Raw genomic sequence first — 25405 nt, forward strand, 5'->3', positions numbered from 1 at the left:
AAAGCAGGACTAATGCTGTAGCTGGTTACTGCACCACCGCTAATGGTCGGAGATAACGAGGTAATCGCTGTTCCTTTTGTAAACACGTTTGGCGTAGTATAGCTCAATGCAGAAGGGGTAACATCATTAACCGTAATGTTCAAGCTCGCCGTGGTATTGCCACCAGTATTAGTAGCAGTTACGGTATAATCGGTTGCTGTTTTAAGTACGGTTGGAGTTCCGCTGATTACACCAGTTGTGGTACTGAAACTTAAACCAGTCGGCAAAGCAGGACTAATGCTATAACTGGTTACCGCACCGCCACTCACTGTTGGAGACAACGAAGTGATTGCAGTTCCCTTAGTAAACACATTTGGCGTAGTATAATCCAATTCAGACGGAGCAACGTCAATAACAGCGATATCAAGCGAAGTCGAATGACTTCCGCTTTCATTAAACCCAGTGATGGTATACATATTTAATTCAGTAGGCGCCGTAGGCGTGCCGCTGATTATACCCGTATTATTATCGATAGTCAGTCCAGCTGGTAAAGCCGGACTCACAAAATACCCGGTTCTAAATAGCTTTGAAACAATGGCATCGGTATTATCCACTCCATATAAAGCTCCTGAAGGATCGACGGTAAGACCAGTTAAGAAATTTGAGTAGGCAAGCGTGCTGATAGATCCATTAGCTGCATCAATCCTTCTGACCGGACCTTGCTCTGCGGCTACATATACATTACCTGTGGCATCTATAGTCAAATCTATTGGTGTAAAACCAGTCGCTATAGTTGTGATCGAACCATCAATTGCCGAGATTTTTTTAACAGCACGATGATCAGTATCCGATACGTAGATATTTCCAGCGACATCAAGCGCTACGCCGAATGGATGGCTAAATTCAAGCGGTGGGCCAAAGTAAGTGACCTGAGACGTTGAGACATCTATTTTTCCGATGGCATTATTTCCACGGTCTGCAAAGTAAATATTGCCGGCGGCATCTACTACCAGGCTTTGTATATGGTTAAAACCAGAAGCGATGGTGACGGTATTTGCCCCATCTGCAGTTCGCCTTTTAATTGGACTAGTCAGACCACCGGGGCTCGTTTCCGCATAATAAACATTACCTGAGGCATCTAAAGCCAATCCTAAAAATCGCTGATTTGTATGTGTAGCAATCGTACTTAAAGATCCATCTGTTCCCGATAGTTTAATGATCTTAGGAATGTAATCAGCACCATCAATACTGAGGTACATATTTCCAGCAGCATCCAATGCAATGTCATTCAATCGACCATAATCAGAGCCAATGGTGTAAGTTGGTGGAGATGATGGAATAGTGCCTCCGGTATTCACAGGCGACAATGATGTAATGGCATCATTTACAGTATATGTCTGCGGACCATTATAAGCAATGACCGGTGAAGAGACCGCTACAGAAATCCGGATCACCGCGGTGATGCTTCCGCCACTGTTTGCAGCGGTTACCGTATAATTTAACACCGGACTAAACTGAGATGGGGTTCCGCTGATGATTCCGGTTTGAGAATCAATGTTAAGGCCAGCAGGTAAAGCCGGACTAATACTGTATGCGGTAACCGCCCCGCCGCTAACTGTAGGTGTGAGGTCGCTAATTGCAGTGCCTGCTTGAAACGCGGAAGGTATTTGATAACTTAAAGAGGATGGAGCGACATCATTTACCGTAATATTGAGGGTAGTCTGATTGCTTCCAGACGCATTAAATGCAGTGATCGTATAATCTGCTGATGCTGAAATACCTGTCGGAGTTCCACTGATCTCACCCGTCTTTCCATCAAATGCCAATCCGGCAGGTAATTCCGGACTAATGGTATAGCCGGTTATCGCTATCTTTTTCACTACATTTTGTCCGGGCTCTGTCACATAAAGATTCCCCAGATCGTCACATTCCACGTCTCCCGGCGCATCAAATCCGGATCCAATTATACTGATCGTTCCATCGTGAACAGATATTTTCTTCACCTGAGAGTTGCCATGATCTGCAATGTAGAGGTTTCCGGAAAGGTCAGCAGATATCCCGGTTGGATGGGAGAATCCAGAACCGAGGATGGTAACTGCTTGGTTGATATCCATTTTCTGGATCTCGCCGGTTGCATCGTCGCCCATGAAAAAATTTCCGTTGGCGTCTTTTTCCACAGAGATTATTTTTCCACCGTTATAAAAAGGATATCCACGACCGCTGGTTACTCTTTTTAACCCGCGTCCGTTAGCTACGTAACGATCTAATAATGCATCAGTGACTAAACGTGTTGCTCCCAGTACCGTATCACCACCAATGTATTCAGATAGTCCATAAGCCCGTACTACCATTCTATTATCATATTGAGTGTTATTGCTTATGATCATATTAATATCACCATTGCCATCTATTGCGACATCATACGGGAACTTTGTATTGCCACTCGCAGGTGTAATAGCACCATCAATTGACGAGATTTTTTTTATTAATTTATTATCTGTATCCGCGATGTACATATTACCAGCACCATCTTTTCCGGCGCCATTTGGGTTATTAAAACCGGTAAAAGTTTCGGTAACGGCTCCATAAACGGTTGCGGGAACTGTACCGCCAGTATTGGAAGGGGAGATGGCGGTAACTGTAGTTCCTTTTTGATAAATCTGCGGCGCTGAATAGGCGATGGCCGGAAGGGGCGGCCTGGTCATAAAACTTATTACAGAACCATACGAAGTGCCTGCCGCATTGGTTGCATACGCCCTTACATAATATAGGGTAGCCGGATTAAGTCCGGATGCAGTAGCATAAAAAAATCCGGTACCGCTGCCAGATGAAACTTTGGTATCTGATAGCATTGGTATAGTATTGGATGATGACAACACAATTCCCCTTTCGCTTACCTGGTTTCCACTGTCCGATGTTACCTCACCAGCAATAGTCGCATTGTTTCCCTCAAGTGCAGTTAAACCAGAAGTGGTTACGTCAGCCGATATAAGCATTTCGTATGCCCCGAGGTCTATGGCTGCGCCGGCTATCCTGCCGTTGCCATCCAGATCCCTGATGATAGCTGATAATTCAGGTGTTTGTCCGGAATCAAAAAAGCTATTACTCCCCATATTATTTAAAGGACTGCCAGGTTGTAAATGATAATCACCATCAGATGTAGTTGCCGGAACTAAAGGATTAACGAATAACGGATCTGCATTGCCATCGATGTTTCCATTATTAGTGTCAGATAAGCCCTGGATCAAACTGTAGTAATTGGTTAATGAAGAATTGTCGTTATTTACAATTCCAGAGCTATTGTTATAAATAATACTGTTGCGGATATTTATAAGGACACCTTGCCAATTCATCATGGCAGCATAGACATTACCACTAATTGTGACATTTGTCAATGTGATTACTCCCCCGTAGTTTTCCATAGCACAGCGATCATTGCCGCTTAACACTACATTCGTTAATATTGGAGAGGATTGTCTGTTAACCATACCGCCTCCACCACTAGCATGATTACCCGTTATAGATACATTCGTAATTATTGGATTAGAATCTATATTATAGATACCTCCACCCAAATGAGCACTTGGAAGTGAATTGTTACTAATTACTGTGTTTGTAATGATTGGATTTGAGCCGGAGTTATATATGCCTCCGCCGTAATCCCGGGTTGTATTTCGATCAATGATCAGGTTGGTCAGTTTTGGAGACGAAGATTCACTATATATTCCACCACCAGCATAGGTATGAATCCCGTATCCATTGATCAGGTAATCGGGATTATTTCCATAATCAAATATGGTTGAATTTCCTCCGGTAACTGTAAAACCATTCAACTCTGCTGTACCAACGTCCCCAACACTTACAACTACATGGAATGCATCAACTCCATTGGTTTGTGTTCCGCTATTGTCAATATCACCGCTTAAAATGGTTGTATTGGCTTTCCAATCGCGACTGGCTAAGTCTGGTTCTGTGCCTGCGAAACCACCAAATATCTTCACGTTGGGTAAAAGAACAAAGGTCTTATGCTGATCTGTAGCTCCATTTCCAGCTTTTTTTGCGGGTTTATATGTACCCTTTGCCACCCATAGTTCATCATTAGGAATGGCTGCTTCCAGTGCAGTCTGCAAATCTGTAAACGCATCCGTCCAACTATCGCCATTATTAGCACCTGAAGCATCCCATTTTACAAACAATGTCTTCGGGTTTCTAACGGTAATGGTTATTACCGCAGTTGTTGTCCCTATACTGTTTGCAGCACTTATCGTGTAATTTGCTGTTGGAGTAAGTGAAGCAGGTGTTCCACTGATCACACCTGTGGTGGGGTTAAGACTTAAGCCCGCCGGAAAATTTGGACTTACGCTATAATTTGTGATGGTTCCACCAGTATTTACAGGCGTCAAGTCTGTAATGGCTACACCTGGGGCATAAGTTTTTGAGGTATTATAAATTAATCCAGAGGGTGCTATTTCATTAACGGTAATGTTTACAACGGTAGTTGTACTTCCTTTAGAATTTGTCGCTGTAACTGTATAGTCTGTAGCGGCGCTAAAATTTGCTGGCGTTCCGCCGATCACACCCGTTGTTGTGTTTAAATTTAATCCTGCAGTTAAAGCTGGACTGATGCTATAGCTAACTACGGTTCCGCCATCAACAGACGGCGTTAGATCGGAAATGGTTGTTCCTCTTGTAAATGTATTTGGTGTACTGTAACTTAAGTTAGACGGAGGAATATCATTCACTGTAATATTGAGGGTGGTCTGGTTGCTTCCTGAGGCATTGTAAGCGGTAATCTTATAATCCGTAGAAGCTAATATACTTGTTGGCGTTCCACTGATTTTTCCTGTAGTTCCATCGAACACTAAGCCGGCCGGTAATTCCGGACTAATGGTATAGCCAGTTATAGTCATCTTTTTTATTTGGCCTTGATTTAATTCCGTTATATAAAGGTTTCCTAAATCATCACATTCCACATCCTGGGGGCTATCAAATCCTGGTCCGACTGTAGAGATGGATCCGTCATGGACTGAAATTCGTTTGACGTTCTTATTACTCCTGTCGGCGACGTATAAATTGCCTGCTGGATCTAAAGATAAACCAGTAGGCTCGGAGAATCCTGAAGCAATTGTTGTAATTATACCATTAACATCTCTTTTTCTAATCTCTCTGGCTCCGAAAACAGCAATAAACAGATTTCCGTTAACGTCTTTATCTATAGATGTGAGGAATGCGGAAGAACTAAAGGGTGTGCTGGTTAAAACGCCGCTTATTTTCCTCACAATTGGTCCATCAGTTACATAAATGTCGCTCAACTCATCAACAATTAAGCTACGTGGTTCATTCATGTTAGCGACTATTGCTATAGAACCATCTGCAGTAGAAATTTTCTTAATCTGATGGTTAAGAAAATCCGAAACATAGATGTTTCCGAAGATATCCGTTGCAGCATCTAGAGGCGCATTAAAGCCAGTAGCTAATGTAGTAATTGCACCATTACTTGCGGCAATCTTTTTTAGTACATTATTGTATGTATCTGCACAATAGATATTACCTAAACCATCTTTCCCGATACCAAGTGGACTATTATATCCCGCGAAAGTTTGTGTAACCGTGCCGTAAATGGTCGCCGGAACAGCACCTCCGGTATTTGATGGAGATATATCAGTTATAGCAGTACCTTTAGTGTAAACTTGCGGTGCTGCATAAGAAATATTTGGCGGGGGTGGAGCGGTTGTAAAATCAATTATATTACCATAAGCGGTTCCTTCGGTATTGATAGCATATGCACGTGTATGATATAATGTCCCTGCACTTAATCCGGCTGCAATTGCGGAGAAAGCACCCATGCCACTGCCAGATATTATTTTAGTGTCGGAAATGGTTGGCCTGGTATTGGATGCGGATATTACAATACCACGTTCTGTTACCATGGTTCCATTATCTGCTGTCACGTTGCCTCCAAGAACCGCTTTGTTTTGTGTGATATAGGTAAGCGGACTGGTACTGATCGTTGTGATCATAGGCAATTCATAAGCGCCAGGTTCAGGGGCATTTCCCATCATCCTGTCATTTCCATCTAAACCCGTTTTTATAGAAGAAAGATCGGGTGTTAGTCCGGCTGCATAATAAGTATTGCTGCCTAAATCTCTTATTGGACTGCCAGATTGTAAATGGTAATCGCCTGAAGATGTAGCGTTGAACGATGGATTTATTGGATTAACAAATAATGGGTTTGTACTCCCATTGATGTTTCCATTGGTTGTAGCTGTCATCCCTTGCACCAAACTGTGGCTGACGAGGAGGGTGCCTAATATTCCGGTATAGATTCCAATCGCATTGTTATATATAATGCTGTTAAATACCTTTATCTGAGTATTACTGGAAATGTCTATACCATACATACTCCCACTTATGGTCACGTTGGTTAATGTGGCGGTTCCTGAATAGGTTTCTATTGCATTCATGCGACCGTTTCCGCTAAAAACGGCATTTGTTATTGTTAGATTGGAAAATTCACTATATATCCCTCCGCCATAAAGTGCTGTATTGCCAGTTACCTGGACATTGGTAAGTGTGGGATTGGAATTTTTCACATAAATTCCTCCACCCCATTGTGAGTCGGACTCTCCATTGTTGCTGATTACTGTATTACTAATCATCAAATCTGAATTGGAAACAAAAATGCCATGACCATTCCCAACCGCGCCCTTATTTCCGTAAACAATCAGGTTAATCAATTTTGGAGCAGAGGATTCACTATATATTCCTCCGCCATAAGATGTGGATATTTGTAATCCATTCACTATGCGTGAATCGCTGGGCACATATACATTCCCTCCGGTAATCGTAAAGCCGTTCAGTTCAGCAGAACCAACCGCTCCGGAACTGATTACCACATGTGCTGCATCAGCGTTAGTCAATGTTCCGCTGTTGTCAAGATCACCGCTTAGAATGGTTGTATTGGTTGTCCAGTTGCGACCGGCTAAATCCGTCTCTGTACCTGCAAAGCCACCAAAGATCTTCACATTTGGTACCAGCACGAAAGCTTTATCTTGATCCCTAGTTCCATCTCCAGCTCTCACCGTTGGATGATACGTTCCCTTAGCCACCCAAATCTCGTCGCCAGCAACGGCAGAAATCAACGCAGATTGCAAAACGGTATATGCATCATTCCAGCTGGTGCCATTATTTGCACCCGTAGCATTCCAGTTTACGTACTTAATGGCTGCAGAAGTATGTAATGCAATTAAAGAAAAAATTAAAAGTAGAAGTTTTTTCATCCGGGATAGATTGAGGGGACCATTTAGATTCTTGTTAAAATGGCTTAAATTTAATACAAACGAAAGGCTTGTACTCCTAAAAAGAGTAAACCTACCCCAATGGGTAGTCTGATCAAACTGCATAAAAAACCCCGGTAAAGTTTCTTACTTTACCAGGGTTTCAAATAGTCAATAATGAAGGGGCATTGCCCTTTTGATCAGTACCGTTTTAAAAGTACGATTACTGAATCACAGCAGCAAAACCACCATTTCGTACCATTTTTACCGGGATCTGATCGCCGGATTTTACAGATATTGTTTTCTTACGGTAATCCATAGCTTGTCGGCCGGCATTGATGCCATCTTCAAAATAGGTCATGGTATAGGTTTTTCCTTTTTCCAGGAAATCCAGGTTCAGCTGTACATTCCGTTCCTTCTCTTTACCATTGGTGATGCCGCCGATAAACCATTTTTTGTCTTTTCTTTTTGCGACAACGGCCAGTTCACCAACCTTTGCAGCCAGTGCTTTTGTTTCGTCCCAGGTTGTCGGCACCTGCGTAATAAATTCCGTGCAGTCCAGGTTTCTGTAATACAGGGTAGGATTGTCGGCCAGCATCTGGATGCCGCTTTCAAAAACAACAAACAGGGCCAACTGATATGCGCGGGTACCGATACTTGCCGAATTCGGACGTTCAGAACGGTATACTTCCGGCTGCATGCTGATCATGGCTCCAGGCGTATAGTCCATCGGGCCAACAGCATTCCGCATAAACGGAAGGAAGAGGCTATTGTCTGGCAAGGTTCCGCCCATTTGTTCCATCCCGCGAACGCCCTCGTAAGAAATTACATTCGGATATTTGTACTCTAGTCCAGAAGGCTTAAATGAGCCATGAAAGTCGACGAACAACTCGTATTTTGCCGCCTCTTTCGCTACATTTTCATAGTACTTTACCATCCATTGGTCGCTGCGGTCCATGAAGTCAATCTTAACCCCTTTAACGCCCCATTCCTGGAAGGTTTTAAATACATCCATGTTGTTGTGTACGGTAAGCCAGGTGAGCCACAAGACAATGCCAACACCCTTTTCTTTTCCGTAACGGATCAGCTCATGGACATCAACGTCTGGATTTGGTGTATACGGATCGCGGGTGGTTTTGGCCCATCCCTCATCCATAATGATATATTTAATACCAAACTTAGCCGCAAAATCGATGTAATATTTATAAGTAGCGAGGTTGTATCCGGAAACAAAGTTTACATCCGGTCCATAAGGGGCAGCATCGTTCCACCATTCCCAGCTTGCCTGTCCGGGTTTAACCCAGCTGGGGTCTTTTATTTCACTGGGTGCAGCGAGTTTTAAGGTCATTGTATTTTCCATCAGCTGCTTGTCGTCCGCTGTAATGACAAAGTAACGCCATGGAAAATTACGGGAGCCGGCAGTCTTAGCGATGTAACCGGCCTCTTTAAGGATCTTTAAACTGCGGTCGCCATCATCACCAAATTCAAGCGGTGTTTTAGGAAAAGTCGACACCATGCCGTTATTCCCGGAACTTTTTAAGAACATACCCGGATAATCAGAAAGGTCTGATTCACTGATCAGGATCTTATATTGTTTCTTCGTATCAATCAGCAGCGGCAGGTTAGACATTTTATCTGTTGCCTTCCAGTCTTTGGATTCCATCTTCGAGTACCGTTCTTCATAGGCTGTTTTAAAACCTCCCGGCTGCTGCAGGTGCAGCAAATAATCCGCTGGAAAATTGACGGCGAAGTCCTCGCTTAATACTTCGATGCTGTCTTTTTTACTGGTGATGAACCGATAAGCAACGCCATCATCAAATGCGCGGAACTCTACCGCATAACTGCCTTTAAAAGAAAGCAGTACGGAGTTGTAATTGTTTTTAACCGTAGAAAACTTTAAAGCGATATAGGGCTTAATAAGGGTATTGCCTGTTTCTTTTTTTGTGCTGGTCAGTTTAGGGTTTTGACCGGAAGTACCGTCCTTTAGTTGGAGCGACAAGTAATTTTTGCTCAGTAAAGGTTCGTTGTTCGCAGAAATGGTGTAATAGATCTTATCAGAAACAGTTAAGGAGACTTTAATGCTGCCATTTGGAGATTGCAGATCCATTCCTTTTTCCTGGGCAGACAATGCATTGGAGAGTCCGAAGAAAACCAGGAATGTGCATAATAATTTATTCGTAAAGTTCATTATAGTTGGTTATGGTTCATATTGTGATGCCTTAAATGTAATCATTCTCCTGCAGGATTTTAATAGCGACAGGAATCTTTTACCTAAAGGAACCAGCTTAATTTATAACAATAGTAATTTCATTTGCTTGCTGCAGGCTGTTGGTTAATATGTCATAGCACGATGAAGCTGGTGCTTTTAACTAATGTCCAAACAGTCTTTGATTTGGGCAAAAGAGACGTGCTTTGAATACACTAGATATTTGTTTCATTTGCCGGATTAATTTGAAACCGATGCATTGTGGTACGTGCTTTGATTAACAATTAAATAATAAACGAAGCGCAATCTCAGAAATAATCAACACATAAAAAGAATTACTTTTGCCACATGAAAAACCTTAAGTTATTATTACCTGCTGCATTATTGGCACTATCAGCCTGCAGCCAAAACACACGTACAACAGATAAAGATGCGGCGACAACCGACTCAACAACTACAGTGACGGATTTAAAATCAGAAGAAAAAGGGTTGTTTGCAACGATGCAGATGGCTGATACCATTAAAACCGGTCAACCGGTACAGTTAAAATTTACAGTGTATAATCACGCAGATACCGCTCAGCAGTTTTGTAAATGGCATACTCCATTTGAACGGTTAATGAGTAAATACCTGGATATTGTAGACGAAAATGGGGCAGAAGTGTCTTATAAAGGTGCTATGGCAAAAAGAATGATGCCGCCTCCTGCAGACAGCTACATTAAGATCAATCCAAAGGACAGCCTGGTATCTGATGTAAATGTATTGGAAGGATATGACCTTAAAAACTCAGCCAAATACACAGTTAAATATGTTGGACAAAATATGAGCGGTCTGATTGTTAAAGACAGCATCTCTTTCGTTTACATCAAGTAATCAAATTGCTTTTCTTTCAGGATTCATTACGGATTGAGCCTGCAATTGTAACTTGTCAATCCGCGGTAAATGAAGGTCTGGAACAATAATAATGGGGCTATGCATTAAGTATGGCCCCATTTTAATTAAATGGGAGCAATGGTATGTGATTACCCGGCGTAAGTAATGTCGATTATAGAAATTTCCTGACCATTCATCCTAAAACGGATTAACTTATCGGATCCATAACACTCGGAGCGTCCGTCCTCATCCACCATATAGTAGTTTGTTACCTGAAAGAGGTAACTGTCATCTTCTTTAATGTGCCTCAATGAGATTTCATCCATACATTCGCTTGAATCCCGATAAGGGGCGAGGGATTTTTTAAAATCATATTTCCTGGATGCCCCGGATTCTGAATTTACTTTTGAAAGATCGGCATCTGCAAAGAAATCTTTCAGGTAGCTGTCAGTCAGGGTAACTACTTGGTTGTCTTCCTTGTATTTGGATGTGCTGTCCCCTTTTTGTTTATACCATGAATCAATGGCATCCAATAAGGCCTGCTGCATATGCGGCTGCTTCAATTCATCTATAGGATTGTACTTCGGCTCAATATGGATTTCTGCGGTGCTGACCTCAGGTTGTACTGAAACGGCCGTTGCAGAATCTGTTGTGTCAGAAGTTTTTTTCTCCGTATCATTACAGGCCGAAAGCAAAATGATCAGAAATAATAAAAGCGTATTTTTTTTCATTTACAGCTCTTCAATTTTTGTAATAGAAAATCCGGTTATTTCAGCGATTTTAGAATCAGGCATTCTTTCTGTTTTTAATTTAACAGCGATCTCAAGCTTACCCTCAAGTTTCCCTTTAATAATGCCCTTAATTTCCCCTTCAAGTTTGCCTTTCAGTTCTCCTTCAAGCTTATACGCTTCAGCAACACTATAATTATCGCGTTCAACTTTTAAAAATCTTTGATATTCAGTCATCTCTTCTGGATTTAAGCCACCTGTTGTTGGTAAATAATAAACACTTAATTTATTTTTAGGCCTTCAATTTTTGTAATAGAAAATCCGGTTATTTCAGCGATTTTAGAATCAGGCATTCCTTCTGTTTTTAATTTAACAGCGATCTCAAGCTTACCCTCAAGTTCCCCTTCAATAATGCCTTTAAGTTCCCCTTCAAGCTTATACGCTTCAGCAACACTATAATTATCGCGTTCAACTTTTAAAAATCTTTGATATTCAGTCATCTCTTCTGGATTTAAGCCACCAACTTTGGCTATTGAAAATAATTTTACAAATTCCTTCTTAACTAAAGATACGGGAATTCGTTCCATTTTGTTTAAATTATTTAACATAAAAAGCCATTTGTCTTGTGCGGTTTCAAGCTCATTTATCTTTTTCCTGAATTTCGGCATCTCGACATAAATATAGGTCAGCTTGTTATAAAATACCTGCTTGGTATCGATGTCTGTAAGCATTACCCGATGCAGGTACTGTTCTGCAGGGCTATCTTCAAAACAAAAATCCATTATGGCAATCAGATAAACTTCGGGAAGTAAATAGTTCCAGCCAGGTTTCACAGATATTCCCTGTTCCTGAATTAAAGCAGAAGTATAAAAGATACTCCGGTCTTTAAAATACAACGGCTTTGCCCGCTGCATCTCGATAATAAATTCCTCCCCGTTTGTTCCGGTACAATACAGATCAAACAGGGTCTTCCGATACTTATGCTGTGGTCCCCGCCGTTCTGAATTGCCATACTGTAAATCATAGATTACTTTATGGCCTTCAAGAATGCTGTTCAAAAAATCAATCAGCAGGTCTTTGTTCAGTTCCTTACCGAAGTAATGCTTAAACCCAAAATCACTGTAAGGATCAATATATTCCGGAATTAAAGGTATAGCTGGTCTCGGTTGGTTTTTCATATGGATTGCCCAATGCGACCTTATCCAATATTAATCATCAAGCCAAGTTTTGCACAAAACTATTTTTTGAGAAATAAATCAAAAAGATTATGAATCGGGCAATTGAGCTTGATTACGCAGAATTAAGCTGCATTTTAAATCCAGTCCAGGTTAATTTTAATAACAAAATAAATTAAGGATAGTGGCGGCGTGCCAGACTTTCATGAAGGTTGCAGGATCTAAATATTTAAATCGGCCCGTTGAATGAGATCGTATTGGGTTGTGTCTTCCCATTGATTTTGCCGAAAGGTACTTTGTATGATAAAAAATGGAGGGCATCAACAGCTAAATTGTAACCATTGCCGTCTCGGTAATGAAAAACTAAAACAATTGTAGCGTAACCGATTGAGGCCCTGACGATGAAGTGCCTGGTTTCGCATTGGCTTTCGCTTTTTGCATTTCAATCCAGCTACTATATACTTCAGGCCTGACCGGTTCTTTCAATAGGCCTGAAGCCACCTGCATCAGCGCAATCCTGTTTTCAATCACGGACCTGTATTTTTGCAGTTCATGCTGGATTTGCTGCTGGATCTTATTCTTTGGCTTAATGCGGATGTTCTTATTTACCGGGTTTAACAGTTGCATGGTAATCTCTTTGGTAAAATAGGCAAGGGCCGATTCGATCCGTGTCTGCAAGGCCTGCTGGTCTGTAAAGCCACTTTGCTTATGCAGCTGTCGCACTTGTGCCTGGAACCGGTCAGACACTACGATCAGATCGTTCACCGATTTATTCAGCTGGGTCAGTACCGCTTTAAATTCCGGAAGATGGGATTTAACAATTTCTGGGTTAGCAGCGATAGTATCCAGTCCGCTGAGGATGGTATAGAAAGAGAAATGATCCAATACCAGCTGCAGGATGAATTTTTCCTGTTCTGCGATCAGCATAGCGTCCAGTTCTTCTGCTTTGGCCGGGTTCATATATTTTATTACTTCGGCATTTGACCGGAGGCTTTCTGTACTGATCTTCGACTTTAGAACAAGCCCGTTAAGCGTTCTCACGCGGCTTAGCGCCACATAGACCTGTCCGGCTACAAACGACTTGCCTGCATCAATGATGGCACTGTCAAATGTTAGTCCCTGGCTCTTATGAATGGTCACCGCCCAGGCCAGTTTGATCGGGTATTGCGAAAATTCACCAACCTGCTGCTGTACGATCACCTGTTCCGGATCTGTCTTGTATTCAAAGGATTGCCAGGAAGCTTTTTCCAGCAGCAGGTCTTCCTCCTGTGGAAACGAAATGTAGATCTCGCCCGCTTTGATGGACTTCACCTTTCCAATCTTACCATTATAGAACTTGCGGTCGTCACCACTATCGTTCTTGATGAACATGATCTGGGCTCCTTCCTTAATTTTGAGGGAATGCTCTGCCTGTAGTCCAAGATCGCGGAATTCTCCGCTTATTTCTCCTTCAAACGTATGTTCCTCAGTAGTCAGTTCATCCAGTTTCTCTTTATTGACTGCATTTGCTTCTGCATTGTGCGAGGTGATGATGATCGGGTTCAGTTCATCCGAAGCACTGAACATCGGATCATATCTTTTATTTAAAATGAGCAGGTCACTTTCGCTGATCTGGTTGTTACGGATGTCATTCAGGATATTGATAAATTCGGGTTCCGTTTGCCGGAAAACCTTACTCAGTTCAATCTGCAGAACAGGATTCCGGCGAATCACCAAGGCATCAAAAAAGTAGGGTGATGGATAGGCCCTGCTTAAAAAAGCCCAGTCCTCCCGTTTGGTAACCGGTGGCAATTGGAACAGATCTCCGATCAGCAATACCTGTATGCCTCCAAAAGGGGCATTGTTTTTCCGCACGGCACGCAGGATTGCATCAATCACATCGAGCAGGTCACAGCGCACCATCGACACCTCATCAATCACCAGGAGTTCCAGGTCATTGAAAAGATTTATCTTTTCCCTGCTGTAACTCAGATCGGACACCATCGACTGGATGGACAGGATGCCCGACTGCAAATTTTCCAATGCAATGTCGCCCGGAAAGAATGATCCTGGAGGCAGTTGGAAAAAAGAGTTGATGGTGGTACCTTTCGCATTCATCGCTGCAACGCCCGTTGGTGCAACAACGACCATCTTTTTTGAGGTGGTTTCCTTGATCTTCTTTAAGAGCGTAGTTTTTCCGGTACCCGCTTTTCCGGTTAGAAAAATGGGTGTATTGGTATACTCGATAAAAGATAAAACCTTGTCAAAAATTGAATTGGAAGAACCGTTAGCACTCATTGTGCAAATTTAACCAAATACCGCTACGTCACATACTTATTTTTTACTAAAAAAGGCAGGGTCATGATGGTATGTCTTTTCCAGGTAAACCTGTAAACAGGTTTTTCGGCAGTGATGGTTGTATTTACGGTTTTCCCTTCTTTCAGCCCGCTTATGGTGGCCTCGCTGATGATCTTACCCGTATAAACGCTGTTTGCAATCGAATTCCTGTCCTCCGTAATAAAGGAAATATAGGTTTCCAGTTCCATACCTTTCAGGGTAGGCGGAATCTCCAGTACATAGGTTCCAGTGCTTCTGTGTGCACCGTACAAGGTATAAAAGGACTGGTTGCTGGCCGGGCAATACACCAGTACCATAACCTGGTTGCTTCCGGTTTCAAAGTCTGTCCGCGGATTGTACTCCCAGTTAAACCGGATTCCCTCATTATTTGAGGTCACTGTAGGGCTCAAGGCCGGACTTAAGTTACCCTCTGTTAACCGTACGGCAGAATAATCGATCTTCCAATTGGCCTTAATTCCGGTTATCGCATGATTAAGCTGGTACGATTTTGCCGCATTGTTCTTGTTCATGTTGCTGCCATTGTACAATTTGCCCTTTACTGCCAGCCTGAAACCTTCACCTGCAAAATCTGTCATGCTGTCTATAAATGCATTTACCGCACACATTTTGCTTTGGGCGACGGTTTTAGGGCGTCGTTTCCTTTTGCCGATCTTCTTTTTACCCCGAATGTAATTTACCCCATTGATGACGTAGCCTTCTGCATCGCCTACTTTTCCGCTGAATCCTCCAAAGATTCCGTTCAATAATCTTCCCATAGTTCTAAATTTTAGTTAAATCAAATGTATAGAAAATATAACCAATTGAAAATCAGATAAAAACGATAAGTGGTTAACTTTAATGAGAATGAAAAGCCATCCATCAAAGATTGTATCACACTGGCTTGACGGTTGCAGACCGTAAAGCCACCGTCAATACACCGTTTTATGAGCGTTGTATCACCGGACATTAACCCTTAACTTAAACAATAATAACCTGTCGGATAGATTTTTGAAATGTAATTTTTTGTGATATTTTATTGAAAATAAATGCATTGTTTTGCTAAAAAGCAAAAAATGTAATTTATTTTTTGTATATTTTTGGTCAACTAATCTTAATATTAACCCTCAATTAAGCTCTCTATGTCTAAAAAGACCAATTTTATCAAGAAAGACAGCATCAGCCAGTTTTTTAGCCAAATGCTGTTTACTGCTTTACAGATCGATTCCATGGCAGAAATAGAAGCCCAGCACTTTAGAGATGAACTGGTCGGTTATTATTCGAAAAATACGGTGGATTTGCCGGAGTTTAGAGGATCTAAGGATAAGTTCTGGTTTATAAATACCGGAATTGTTTACCTCTATGCTTATACTGAAGACCAGAGTATAAATGTGTATGCCTTTTTTGAAGCCGGGAACATTATTGTAATGGACTACTTATTTAAAAAGGAGGGAAATGTAGAGTTTTATTTGGGCGTGATGAAGACGACTCATTTAATCTGCGCAGACGCCGAGCTGATCGATAACCTGGACAAGGTTAAGCAGGGCACAAAGGCATTATTTAGTCAACTCATCGCCAACCAAAATATAAAGATGACGGAGAAAAATACGCTTCTTGGTTTCATACCCGCCGAACGTGTCAGGTTATTTGTAAATAAATATACGGAAGTGCGGGTAGGCCAGAAGAATATCATGCCAGCCAGGATTGCTGCCGCCTATATGGGCATGAATGTTTACAGTTACAGCAGGACATTGAATACGATTGAAAATAACAGAATTTAAACCCCTTTATTCAAATGTATATAGATCAATTAATCCAATTCAGTTTCACCTTTCCTGCAAATTCTTTCCGGGTAACTTTTGACCGCGAATGGATTTGGGGACCAAATTATTATTTGTATGATCAAATTATTACGATGTGTAATCGAATTACTGCGGGGTATTGACAGCAACCTAAGGCTGCTCTTTGAAGAGATGCAGTCTTACCATTCTGCACTTAAGCTGGCCGCTGAGAAAGACCATTGGCTAGACAGTACAACGGTTAAGTTTATGCTCCGGGTCTCTGACCGGACCCTGTACACGTATGTGCGAAACGGAAAGATCACCGTTGAAAAACGTGGTGCGGCAAACTTCTATCTGGAGTCTACCGTGATTAAACTCATGAATAATAGCGGGCGATGAGTGTATATACCTGCTACACCTTCGGGCCAGCACTTCCCTCGTATTTTTATCTGATGCCTGACCATGCGATCAGACGTTCCTCAGAATTTTTAACCGTGCACCGTAAAGCCCCTGTTGAAAAGGTACCGTGTTCCAGACTTCGGAAAATAAGGGTATTAAAATCTACTGCACGGTTCCTTATCGCTGGATTTATGAATCGTCCAGCAGTCTTTTTTACTACCGGTCTGCCGTTGTTTACCTTGAATTTTTATTTAGATTACCGGATTGATTATGCTGGACTGGTTCATAGGATTGCTGGTATTTGTGTTGGAAAAATTATCAAAAAAGAGTGTAAATACTAAAAATATTAGCATAAATTTGTTATCTAAAATTTATCTATATGCCTAGACCTTACAAATCCTATCCATTAGAACGGGCTCCTGCTTATTTCGAAAATGACTATAGAGATGTGGTTAAACTGCTTGAAGAAAAGCTGCATAACTACATCAGGCTGAATTCGCGGCTCCGGAGCCACATTGGTAACCGCCGGCGATTTCTGGAGAATAAACACGACGCGATCCACATCAATCTGATCGAATTTTCTGAACGTTACCGCGTCAAATTCATCGATCCTAATTTTGAAGGTTACTGTCTGAAATTTATGGAACTTTTAAGGCCGGTACTCCTTGATTTTGTTAAGGAAATAGGATATAACGCACGCGGATTCACCTATCATTTTCGGCTGGGTCCAAAGTTGTTTGAACGAAACCAAACGGTAATCCTGCTTAAAGAAGATCACAAATATTGAAAAGTCTATAAAACTAATCAACAGGTGTATTCGAATTTTAACTTTATTTTTTTGCATTCCCTAAAATTTGACGCAGCAGGATCTTATAATTTGCTTAATCTTCTTCCGCTCTTCCGCTCCTCCGGAAAGTTCCCAGCAATAGCCGGAAGCAAGCCTTTCATTATTAGGTTGTTATATTAATTGTGAATACGTTTGACCTGTTGACTTGCAAGTACCAACAGAATTAACAGATTTATTTACTTTTTAAAACCCTAAAAAAATGGGAAAATTAAACAGAGGCTTCCTGGGCGGATTCAGGGGCCGATTAGGTCCAGCATACGGCTGTTTCTGGAGAGGCATGGATTTGGTGAAAACCTTGCCGAGAAAAAGCGGCAAGCCGGGAACGCCGAAGCAACTGGTGATCCAGCAAAAGCTCGCCGTAGTAACCGGCTTCTTAAGCGGAATGGGTCCGCTGATCGAAATCGGCTTTAAAGGTGTCACCAACAGCGGGGAATCAGCAATGAATGCTGCGGTTTCGTACAACATTCAAAATGCGGTTACCGGCATAGCACCCAATTTCGTAATGGATTACACAAAGCTGAAGTACAGTTTTGGTAAATTGCCTTTACCTAACGAGATCCAGGTAACGATGCTTCCTCTAGCTAAGCTGGAGGTAAACTGGTCGCCAAGATCTTATGGGGTCGTAAAAATTCATCCTGACGATCTGGCAACTTTTGTGGTGTACAATCCAGAAAAGAACACTTTCGTGGTTCTTGAAGATGCTGCAAGACGGGATGAGACCACGTACACCATCCAGATGCCGTCTGAGTTTATTGGAGATACTGTATTCTTCTTCATGAACTTTATTACTTCCGACGGCAAATTGGTGAGCGAAAACTCCAATCTTGGAAATTTGGTGATCCTGCCTTAAGGCACACCCGGACGATTCCAGCCTGGCCAGCTGGGACGGAATAAACCAATTGAATAATAAGGTTGCCCAGGTTAACGGGCAGCCTTTTATGGTTTACCCCAGCTTGTTTTTACCAGGTCGAACCTTTTAATCTTTGGATTAAATTTGAAGGTGATCTCATTGCCATTGAAGCATTCAGCATTGGCTTTCTTAGTAAAATAGGAAGAAGAGATGCTGATCAGATTTGGATCTGAAAAGTCATAGGTAAACATTCCATAGTCATCCAATAAGGATTTACAGGCTTCATTGCTATTTTTAAGCAGTAAGTTTCCGGGATCTGCGCCGATCAGATGATCCATGCTTAGGGCTGTGATCTGCTTACCCTTCACTTCGAACGCATTAACGTCACTTCCATCGCCTACCATGTCGTTCGTAATTACGATATAATGATTTTCTGAGACCTTGTAAAGTGAGGCTGTCCATACCCCATCTACAACTTGCGTTTCGAAATAATGGGGTGTTACTTTGCGTATGGTGTTGTAATTTTCTGTGGTATCTGTAAACTGGTTGCTGGTAGCTAAACTGCGTACCATACCTTCTCTTTCTTCTTTTTTCCATCCCCAGCTGGCCATACTGCTATCGGGTAATAAGGGCAGAATGTTCAGGATAGACTGGTTTTCCTGATAATCTATTTTGATGATTTTTGAATATACGGCTTTGTCTGCAGGTGCTTCTGAAATATCGTTTGATATCTCTGCAGAATCGATCCGCGTTTGTAAAGAATCATTAGGTTCGCTGCTTTTAATGGAATTGGGAAATTTACAGGCACCAAGCAGCAAAAGGCTACCTAAGAGCAGTGGGTAGAATTTTTTCATAAGGCAATGAATAATATAGATCTCCAAAAATAAACAAATGTTTTATACTATATTTAGCAACTAATCTAAATTAAAGTTAATTAACGTTTTTATGAAAATTAAATCTCTATTGATCGCTGTTCCTGTTCTATGTGTATCACTATTGGTTCTTGATTCGTCAAGCAGTGTATATGCGGTGTCCACTATGGAGCAGCCAGCAGATTCAACCACCAGAAGCGCATTGGCCTGGGATGTACAAACGAGTCAGCAATTATTTACGGTTGAAATGACTCCGGTTAAAAAATTAAGAAAGAAAACCATTATTAACATCAAAGCTGAATTGAGAGATGCGTTCAGAATTATCAATTGCGGAACGGATAGCAGCTATACTGAAATAGACTGGACGATGGCTACTGAAAAGATCTCTCCCAAATTTGGTACTTATATGGCCGGAACTCCAGAATATAACCAAGTGGATTCTATAGTAAGGGAATTAAAACTTAAAGCTGCGAAAGAAAAAGCTTCTAAATAGCCTGTTGATTTACAAATAACCCATTGCCTGTAATTTAAAGAGTTCTGCATACCGGCCATTGATGGCCAGCAACTCGTCATGTGTCCCGCTTTCCATTACTGTTCCTTTCTCTAACACCAGGATGCGGTCTGCAAGTCTGGCGGTAGAAAACCGGTGAGAGATTAACACGGCAGATTTGCCTTTGGTCAGTTCGGCAAAGCGTTGAAATACTTCATATTCTGCCCGTGCATCCAATGCGGCTGTCGGCTCATCAAGGATCAGCACCTGCGCATCTTTCATGTATGCCCGTGCCAGGGCCACTTTCTGCCATTCGCCTCCGGACAGTTCTACGCCATCGTTAAACTTCCTGCCGAGCCATTGATCATACCTGCCCGGTAGTTTTTCTGCCAGCAAATCGGCCAGGCTTTCTTGTGCGGCTTTTTTAATCAGCGCGGTATTTTCTATTTCTGCGATGTTTCCTACAGCGATATTCTGTGAAAATGTCATCTGGTAACGTATATAGTCCTGAAAGATGATGCCCAGGTTTAAGCGCAGGTCTTCCAGGCTGTATAGCTTCAGATCAATTCCATCCAGCAGGATGCGTCCTTCTGTGGGATCGTACAGCCTGGCCAACAGCTTTACCAGCGTAGTTTTTCCGGCCCCGTTCTCACCCACAAGTGCCAGTTTCTCTCCCGGCCTCAGTTGAAAGTTCAGATAACGGTTGGCCCATGTGGTTGTGTTGTGGTATTGAAAACCAACATTCTCAAAGATAAAGCCCTGTTGGATGGGGTTGGGAAAGGGGAGTGGATTAACGGCGACTGTAATCTTTGGTTTGATCTCAAAGAACTCAATGAAATCATTGAGGTAAATGGCGCCCTGAGACACCACCGTAAAGCGGGCCAGCATGGTTTCCATTAAGCCACTGAGCTGCCGGAAGGATCCTGCCAGGAAGGTTAGGCTTCCTACAGAAGCTTTCCCGATTATGGTTTGATAAATGATAAATCCATAGGCTGCGTAATAGCCTACGCTGCTTAATATAGAGAAGAAGGTGCCCCAGCCTGCACGCCTGACGGCTAACTTGCTGTTGTCAGCATAGAATTTATCAGACAGGGTTTTAAACCGGGACGTAATGAAATCAGTTAGTCCGAATATCTTCACCTCTTTGGCGGTTTCATCGCTGGCTCCCAGGAAACGGATATAATCCAGCTCCCGTCTTTCTGGTGTCTGGCTGCGGGATAGCGCGTAATTTTTACTGTTAAAATAAGATTCTCCGAGAAATGCAGGAATAATGGCCACGAGCAGGAGCAGGATGAGCCATGGATTGAAGGCCAGTAATCCGGTGATGAGGAAGGCCATGGAGATGAGATCCTGTACCTGGCTCATCACTTGCGACAATAACATGGTCCGCCCGATGGTTTGCTGCCTTGCCCGTTCCAGCTTATCGTAAAATACGGAATCTTCAAACTGATCCAGATCCAGCGTGGCGGCATGGCGCATGATGCGCATGGAGGTATAGTTGGAGAACAGATCGCCCAGCAGGCTATCCATTAAATTGATCATCCGGTTTAAGCCATCCGTTAATATGGCAAGGCCAAATTCAATGGCAACCAGTTCCCACAACCGTTCCTGACCTCCGCCAGATTCCCCGTTTAATTGTACCACCTGATCAATGATCAGCTTGCCTACATAAAGCAAAGCTACCGGCATTGCTGAACGGACAATGCGCAGCAGGAAACTTATGGTTGTTTTTTGCGGACTGCTTTTCCAAACGAGCTTAAAAAAGCCGGGAAGGTTTTTTAAGGCCGACAGTCGTTGTTTGAAGGAGATCTCGTCAAAAGATAGGGTATTTCTTGTTTTAGCCATTTAAAGGGTTGCAGGGAAAGAATGCAAATTACCATTTCATAACCTAATACTGACGGATAATGTTTTAATCTTCAATTTGCTGTTTTTACATTGACCAGGGTGCTGATTTCGCTCTTAGCAATGATCTCCCGAATGGTATGATCTAGTTCTTTTGATGAAATGTCCAGGTAGGACTGTAAGGTTTTTAACGTTTCTGCATCGATATCCGGATCCCGGATCAGTTCTGAGATGCCCATGATCCGTGCCAGCGGACCCCTGACAAGATGCGCCTGTGCCCAGCTGATCTCTTTTAGCAGCTGGTTATGATCTGCTATGGCCTGTATGTGGTTGATGCGTTCGGTAATGTCCTGCATGGCCCCGATCATTCTTATTGCCCTGCCGGCTTCATTAAATATAAGGAAGCCGCGGTCCAGTACCACTTTATAATTCCCTGCTGCATCTAAAAAGCGGTATTCACTGGTCCACCTCGGTCTTTTTTCCTGAATATTTCCGTCAATAACCGCGATTACCCGATGGATGTCATCCGGATGAACGCGTTCATGCCACCATTGATAATTGGTCATTACATCGGTGTATCCAAACATGCCTTTTATGCCATTGTTCCAGGTTAATTCATCAGTAATGAGGTTGGCATCCCAGATGCTGTCACTGGTGGCTTCTGACACGATGTTGTACCGGTCCAGGTGTTCCTTGATCTTCAGCTCATTTTCTACGCGGCTGGTTACGTCCCTGGCATTGGCAACGATGCCTTTAATGGCTGGATCATTACGCATGTCCGTTAGTACCGTTTCTACCCAGCGGATCTTATCATTGCTGTCGATAAACCGGATCGGGGCAAGTTTGAGTGTTCTTTTATTTTCGAGTTCCTCCAGCATATTCTTTACCCATTCTTTATCGCCCTCGTACATAAAGCTGAACGCATTCTTTTCCAGTAAATTTTCCTGTTTCACACCGATTACACGCTCGGCATTCGGACTTACATACTGGAAGTTCCCTTCATTATCCAGTATAGCGATCAGGTCTGACCCATCCTGGATCAGGTTTTTAAAGCGGTGCTCACTTAGAATCAAATCTTCTTCTGCTTTTTTAATATCGGTGATATCCAGACAAGCACCGATCATTTTTAACGGGTTTCCTTCTTCGTCGCATTTGAGTGTAGCCCAGGATTTCAGATACCTTAATTCACCATTTGGCCGCAGGATCCTTTCCTCAAATTTTACATCTTTCTTGTCGTGTAAAATGTTCTGGATGGTTTGCTTTACCCGGTCCCGGTCGTCCGGATAGAGTAATTCCAGGTAGCTTTCAAACCTGGCTTCAAATTCATTTTTATTCAATCCATAGATCGTATACAGGGTATCTGACCAGGTTACCAGGTTGTTTTCTACATCCCATGACCAGTTGCCGAAATTGGCCATACTCTGTACCTGGATCATAAACCTGGATGTTTCTCTGAGCTCTTCGGCAAATTCACGGTTTTCGAGGATGACCTTTAAAAAGGAAGCGGCCCGTTCAATGAGCTTCATTTCTTCCATGTCTGGTGTTCTTACTTCCTGGTAATAGATGCCAAAGGTTGCAAGTACATCGCCTTTGTAGTTGATGATGGGGTAGGACCAGCAGGCATGAAGGTTTGCTGCCAATGCAATGGCCTGATGGGAGTCCCATCTTGGATCATTGGCGATATCACTGGAGATGACCAGTTCTTTTAAAAATGCCGCAGTGCCGCAGGAGCCTATACGGTCTGCAACTGCAATGCCCTCAATGGAATCCAGGTAAGGCTGCGCGATTGATGGTGATGCCCATGAAAACAAACGGTAATTTTTAACCTGCATGATGGAGCATAGCATATCTGGAAAGATGGCCTCAATTCCGGATACATAAAGGAGCAGCACCTCTTTAATGGGCATTTCTTTTTTTGAATTCAGCTCCAGAACTCTCTTTTCCAGATGTTCGAGGTCATGGTGTACTTTGCTGGCCAGCCTTGACCTGACTCTTTCAGTGATGTCAATGGCCATTACAATGCGTGTATTGTTGCCCCAGGATGGGAGCGGAGTCGATTCTGCCTTTACATCTATAATTGTTCCATCCTTTTTAACGTGTCTTACATAGGCTTTATTGGATAGGCCGGGCACAACTTTACTTTCGATCATTTCCTGCATAACCGGGAGATCCTCTTGCGGAAACAGTGATTCAACGGTTAGTGATAGAAATTCGTCACGGGTGTATCCATAATCTTTTTGAGCGGCAAGATTGACAGCAAGGATCTGCAGGTTAATGGTATCGTAAACCATTATAGGTACCGGGCTAAAGTTGAACAGGTCGAGATTGCGGTTGCCTATTTTTTCCTCATTGTCTTTAATTTCCTGTTCTGCATGATATTGAGCAGAGATGTCGATTAAACTTTGGGCAATATATTGGACTTCGCCGGATTCATTGAGTAACGGGTATATTTCTACCCGCCAGTATCGCTCTTCGGCATGTTCTGTGTTTGCAGGAAACAGGTTGTATTTATGAAGCTCAATGCGATTTGTCTGTTTATTAAGGGCTTGCCTGAAACCTGCTATGATGGCCTGTGTTCTTGTTCCGTCGTCATCTGGATTTTTAGGGAATGCTTCAAAGAACCCTTTGCCGATAAGATCTGACCTTTCCCGTTGCGTTGCCTGAAGAAATGCATCATTTACTGAGGCAATGCTAAACTTCGGATCATTTGTTTCCAGAATGATACCTGGTGTTGGCTGGCAATTAAAAAGTAGCTCAATCTCATTCAATTTCATACGTAAGGAATTGATGAGTTTAAGCTACCATTTATTTTTGACTAATCCTCAACTGCGCCAGGAAAATCGGTAGCGCGGTATAGTAAATGGATCGATGTCTTAGCTGCTGGTGTTATTAGAGGTTAATGATTTCGTCCCAATTGCCTTTTTGAAATACGGTAATTGTTTTCTGTTCTTCTTTTTCTGTGTACCCATTTAGTGCAATTCCAATTTCAGCAAAAATCAGGAAACCATATTTGTATACAGAAGCATATTTCCCGGTTAGAAATGCTTTAAACGTATTTGAAAAAACATCATGACCGTCAAATAGCACGTTCGCTGTATCGAGAATGGAAAATTCGAGTAGCTTATCATCCTTAAATTTAAGAGAAACGGGGCCGTCGATAATTCGCTTCCCCTTTTTGTTCTCTATAATTTGGATATCTGTTGCTAAGTTCTCCTTTATTTTGTCGAAAGGACTACCTAACAGATAACGTTCTGTACCGACAAAAGGGATAATGATCAATTGATCTGGGGTGCTGAACGTCATGTCGTTATGCTGGATCATCATCCGGACTTTCAAAGTCGGCATCACCTTCTGAAGTTCCTGATTCTGCGTCATCGTCATCATCAAAGTTTTCATCGTCGTCACCGTCAATGTCGTCATCTTCCATGTCTGCATCCTCATCTTCGCTAAGGCTTCCCGTTTCCTCATTAAGCTGCGTGCCTTCACCATCGGCAAATTCTACTTCGTCCTCAGTATAGCCTGCATCGTCTCCCGATGCATTCGCATTGTCCTGATTGGTAATTTCATCACCATTCCGCTCGTCTTCTTCTATAGAGGGGCTGCGTGAAACTTGAAACTGTTCAATGTTCGGAATCTCTTCTTCCTGTAATTGGTCTTGATTGTAGTTTTCCATGATTTTAGGTTTTGTATCAACAGAACATTCTGATAAGAGAATAAGTTTGAGGAAAATTGAACAGTACAAAAAATCCCCGGCTAGCGGGGATCTTTAATGG

At 42.4% G+C, this 25405-nt stretch carries 18 protein-coding genes; 6 read left to right on the top strand and 12 right to left on the bottom strand.

Features of this window, described 5'->3' with window-relative positions:
- Together ATK78_RS22200 and ATK78_RS22205 are read right to left on the bottom strand one after the other, a co-directional pair.
- Window positions 1-7259: putative Ig domain-containing protein (locus tag ATK78_RS22200; RefSeq protein ID WP_208112424.1), on the bottom strand; the 7259-nt coding region annotated here is incomplete at its 3' end.
- 220 nt (window positions 7260-7479) lie between these two features.
- The gene (locus tag ATK78_RS22205) at window positions 7480-9444 is read right to left on the bottom strand and encodes a glycoside hydrolase family 97 protein (RefSeq protein ID WP_133578345.1); all 1965 of its coding nucleotides are present in this window, start codon (window positions 9442-9444) and stop codon (window positions 7480-7482) included.
- 366 nt (window positions 9445-9810) lie between these two features.
- On the opposite strand from ATK78_RS22205, the gene ATK78_RS22210 reads away from it, so the two are divergent.
- Entirely contained in the window at window positions 9811-10335 is a 525-nt protein-coding gene (locus ATK78_RS22210; protein ID WP_133578346.1) for a protease, read from the top strand.
- 149 nt (window positions 10336-10484) lie between these two features.
- Here ATK78_RS22210 and ATK78_RS22215 read toward each other — a convergent pair whose 3' ends face one another.
- From ATK78_RS22215 to ATK78_RS22235, 5 genes are all read right to left on the bottom strand, one after another.
- On the bottom strand, window positions 10485-11066 hold the full coding sequence (locus ATK78_RS22215) for a hypothetical protein (RefSeq protein WP_133578347.1): 582 nt from the start codon (window positions 11064-11066) through the stop codon (window positions 10485-10487).
- Complete coding sequence (locus ATK78_RS22220) at window positions 11067-11300, bottom strand: hypothetical protein (protein WP_133578348.1); 234 nt, start codon at window positions 11298-11300, stop codon at window positions 11067-11069.
- Between the two features lie 44 nt (window positions 11301-11344).
- A complete protein-coding gene (locus tag ATK78_RS22225) occupies window positions 11345-12241 on the bottom strand; it encodes an Rpn family recombination-promoting nuclease/putative transposase (protein WP_133578349.1) in 897 nt (298 codons plus the stop codon).
- Between the two features lie 360 nt (window positions 12242-12601).
- Window positions 12602-14515: an ATP-dependent DNA helicase gene (locus tag ATK78_RS22230; RefSeq protein WP_133578350.1), complete on the bottom strand. Its 1914-nt coding sequence runs from the start codon at window positions 14513-14515 to the stop codon at window positions 12602-12604.
- Window positions 14516-14538: 23 nt separating this feature from the next.
- The gene (locus ATK78_RS22235) at window positions 14539-15330 is read right to left on the bottom strand and encodes a DUF6266 family protein (RefSeq protein ID WP_133578351.1); all 792 of its coding nucleotides are present in this window, start codon (window positions 15328-15330) and stop codon (window positions 14539-14541) included.
- 363 nt (window positions 15331-15693) lie between these two features.
- On the opposite strand from ATK78_RS22235, the gene ATK78_RS22240 reads away from it, so the two are divergent.
- From ATK78_RS22240 to ATK78_RS22260, 4 genes are all read left to right on the top strand, one after another.
- Complete coding sequence (locus ATK78_RS22240) at window positions 15694-16332, top strand: cyclic nucleotide-binding domain-containing protein (protein WP_133578352.1); 639 nt, start codon at window positions 15694-15696, stop codon at window positions 16330-16332.
- Between the two features lie 117 nt (window positions 16333-16449).
- Window positions 16450-16731, top strand: a complete 282-nt coding sequence (locus ATK78_RS22245) for a DNA-binding protein (RefSeq protein ID WP_133578353.1) — start codon at window positions 16450-16452, stop codon at window positions 16729-16731.
- 379 nt (window positions 16732-17110) lie between these two features.
- Entirely contained in the window at window positions 17111-17518 is a 408-nt protein-coding gene (locus ATK78_RS22255; RefSeq protein ID WP_133578355.1) for a hypothetical protein, read from the top strand.
- Window positions 17519-17777: 259 nt separating this feature from the next.
- The gene (locus tag ATK78_RS22260; RefSeq protein ID WP_133578356.1) at window positions 17778-18428 is read left to right on the top strand and encodes a DUF6266 family protein; all 651 of its coding nucleotides are present in this window, start codon (window positions 17778-17780) and stop codon (window positions 18426-18428) included.
- Between the two features lie 86 nt (window positions 18429-18514).
- On the opposite strand, the gene ATK78_RS22265 is transcribed toward ATK78_RS22260, so the two are convergent.
- The gene (locus tag ATK78_RS22265; RefSeq protein WP_133578357.1) at window positions 18515-19282 is read right to left on the bottom strand and encodes a hypothetical protein; all 768 of its coding nucleotides are present in this window, start codon (window positions 19280-19282) and stop codon (window positions 18515-18517) included.
- A gap of 91 nt (window positions 19283-19373) precedes the next feature.
- On the opposite strand from ATK78_RS22265, the gene ATK78_RS22270 reads away from it, so the two are divergent.
- Complete coding sequence (locus ATK78_RS22270) at window positions 19374-19793, top strand: hypothetical protein (RefSeq protein WP_133578358.1); 420 nt, start codon at window positions 19374-19376, stop codon at window positions 19791-19793.
- A gap of 9 nt (window positions 19794-19802) precedes the next feature.
- Here the strand turns inward: ATK78_RS22270 and ATK78_RS22275 are convergent, their stop codons facing one another.
- The 4 genes from ATK78_RS22275 to ATK78_RS22290 form a co-directional block, all read right to left on the bottom strand.
- Window positions 19803-21635, bottom strand: coding sequence for an ABC transporter ATP-binding protein (locus ATK78_RS22275; protein ID WP_133578359.1), 1833 nt, complete (start codon window positions 21633-21635; stop codon window positions 19803-19805).
- Window positions 21636-21706: 71 nt separating this feature from the next.
- Window positions 21707-24406: a PAS domain S-box protein gene (locus ATK78_RS22280; protein WP_133578360.1), complete on the bottom strand. Its 2700-nt coding sequence runs from the start codon at window positions 24404-24406 to the stop codon at window positions 21707-21709.
- Window positions 24407-24521: 115 nt separating this feature from the next.
- Complete coding sequence (locus ATK78_RS22285) at window positions 24522-25007, bottom strand: hypothetical protein (protein WP_208112425.1); 486 nt, start codon at window positions 25005-25007, stop codon at window positions 24522-24524.
- Window positions 24940-25305, bottom strand: coding sequence for a hypothetical protein (locus ATK78_RS22290; protein ID WP_133578362.1), 366 nt, complete (start codon window positions 25303-25305; stop codon window positions 24940-24942). The genes ATK78_RS22285 and ATK78_RS22290 overlap by 68 nt, the downstream gene beginning before the upstream one ends.
- Between the last annotated feature and the right edge of the window lie 100 nt (window positions 25306-25405).

The sequence above is a fragment of the Pedobacter metabolipauper genome (assembly GCF_004362715.1).
In the GTDB taxonomy this organism is placed as follows: domain Bacteria; phylum Bacteroidota; class Bacteroidia; order Sphingobacteriales; family Sphingobacteriaceae; genus Pedobacter; species Pedobacter metabolipauper.